This is a genomic window from Streptomyces sp. CO7, from assembly GCF_053474865.1.
Genome location: NZ_JBRIOU010000002.1, coordinates 356,051 through 358,330 on the forward strand (window position 1 = coordinate 356,051; position 2,280 = coordinate 358,330).

The 2,280-nt window shown below is 74.0% G+C and carries 2 protein-coding genes; both read left to right on the plus strand.

Translation table 11 applies throughout. The annotated features are described in order from the left end of the window. Nucleotide 1 precedes the first annotated feature (1 nt). Nucleotides 2-712 (plus strand): class I SAM-dependent methyltransferase, encoded by a 711-nt coding sequence (locus tag ACOV8S_RS03530; RefSeq protein WP_448316050.1) that lies wholly within the window; start codon nt 2-4, stop codon nt 710-712. Nucleotides 713-890: 178 nt separating this feature from the next. Then, on the plus strand, nt 891-2,021 hold the full coding sequence (locus tag ACOV8S_RS03535) for a DUF3103 family protein (RefSeq protein WP_448316051.1): 1,131 nt from the start codon (nt 891-893) through the stop codon (nt 2,019-2,021). Nucleotides 2,022-2,280: the final 259 nt, after the last annotated feature.

The window sequence follows — 2,280 nt, forward strand, 5'->3', positions numbered from 1 at the left end:
CGTGGGATACGCGGGGACCGGGCCGGGGCCGATCACCCCGGACGGGTGTGCGGTCGAGCTGTACACCCGGCTGCCGGTCGGCGACGAGCCGGACATCGTCGCCGGGGCCGTGCCGCAGGGGGCGCGGATCCTCGAACTGGGCTGCGGGGTGGGCCGGATGACCCACCCGCTGGTGGAGCGGGGCTTCGCCGTGACCGCGGTGGACGAGTCCCAGGACATGCTCGACCGGGTCCGCGGGGCGCGCACCGTCCGCAGTTCGATCGAGGCCCTCGACCTGGGGGAGCGGTTCGACGTGGTGATGCTGGCGTCGTTCCTGGTGCACGCGGGCGACCTGGACGTGCGGCGCGCGCTGCTGCGCACCTGCGTCCGGCACCTCGCGGAGGACGGCTGCGTGCTGATCCAGCGCGAGGGGGAGGACTGGCACGAGCGCGTGCCGCGCGAGCGGGTCGACCCGGCCGGGTTCACCGTGCGGATGGTGTCGGCGGAGCCGGTGGGCGACGGCGTGAACTCGGTGCGCGCGGAGTACGAGTTTCCCGACGCCACGTGGACGCAGACGTTCCTGTCCCGGCCGCTCACGCCGGAGCGGTTCGAGGGCGCGCTGGCCGAGGCGGGGCTGCGGGTGGACCGCTACCTGACCGAGGACCGCACCTGGGTGCGGGCGGTCGCCGGGTGCGGGCCCGGTGGGAGCGTGGGCGTGGGCGGGGAGCGGTAGCCGGGCCAACACGTCCTATGCGCTGCGGCGTCGGTTCGCGGCGGTCTATACGCGTAGACGTCTCGTGTTCCATCATGGTCGCGATCCACCCGCACGCTGTGCCGGTCGCCCCTCACGCGGCCGGTCCCCCTGGCGTGCCCTGGAGTCCCAGGGTGCCCGACTTCCTCAGGAGGACGTCTTGTCCGTCAGACAGCAGGTGCGTACGGTCCTGTGCGGCGCGGCCCTCGCCGGCCTGGTGCTCGCCACCACCCAGGGCATCGCGACGGCGGCGCCCGCGCCGGGCGGCGGGGCGAAGGTCTCGCCCGTGCGTGCCGCCGAGGACGCCGCCGCGCGGGCGTTGGCGCGTTCCCTCACCGACGACGCGTGGCGGGCCGAGATGGCCCAGGCCGTCGCGGATGGTGACGACGTCGGGCTGAAGGCCCTTGCGGCCGGTTCGCGTACCGGCGCCGGCGCCGCGCTCGCCGCCGACGTGGCGCGTGCGGACCGGTCCGTCCTCGCGGCGAAGGGACTGCCCGCCGACGCGGCGGGCCTCCTCACCGTCACTCCGGCCGGCGACCGCGACTCCCGCCGCGCACCGCTGGTCGCCGTCGCCCCCACCGACGACGAGGCCGCCGCCGTCACCGCCTACGACAGCGCGGGCCGGGCGCACACCCTGGACGCGACCGAGGCCCCCGACGTCCCGGTGTACGTCGTCGGCGTCGACGGGGAGAAGGCCGTCGAGGCCGGGCTGGAGGTGCTGGAGCGCGAACTCGCCGCCGCCGGCGTCACCACGGCCGACACGGCGGCGGCCGCCTCGGCGACCGGGGCGGCCTCGGCCACGGGCTACTGGACGTCCAGGATCACGTCGGTGTACGTCGCCGACGACAAGGAGACCTGGATCAAGGGCGACGCCGAGATCTTCAGCATCGTCAGCGGCTTCGGCCTCGACGGCAAGGTCCGCGTCGACACGGTGACCCACCCGTACCTCGACAACGCGGAGACCACCTACTACCCGAACCAGATACTGGTCAACTGGTCGCAGTACAAGTACAACCTGGCCGACGTCGTGATGATGGAGGACGACGGGGACACCAACTACTCCTCCCTGGCGAAGGCGATCGCGGCGGCCCTGCTCACCATCGCCGACCTGGGGGCGTACGTCCCGCTGGTCGACCCCGTCGTGGAGGCCATCCCGGCCTCCTTCTGGACCGACGACGCCGACTTCGTGGACGCCTGGTACACCCTGGCGCGCGAAACCACCGGCACGCGCAACGGCGCCGGCGGCAACGGGCGGTTCACCTTCGACCGGTACTGGGTCTCCGCCCTGTGACCGGAGCCTCGCGGAGGCGCGGCCCGCCTCCGCGAGGCGTCCCGCCGGGTGAGAGGACCACCGCGGGCCACCGGGGCCCCGTGCTCCCCGACTGCTCCAACTGCCCCGACTGCCCCAACTGCACTGCATAACAGTCGAGTTGCCCGTATAGGGCGCTCTTGACGGGGTTGGTCCCGTGGGGGAGCCTTGGCGTCGTGCCAGGGGGGCCAGGGGAGGTCTCCCGTGCGGCACGTCGCCGGGGGGCGCATGACCATCGGGG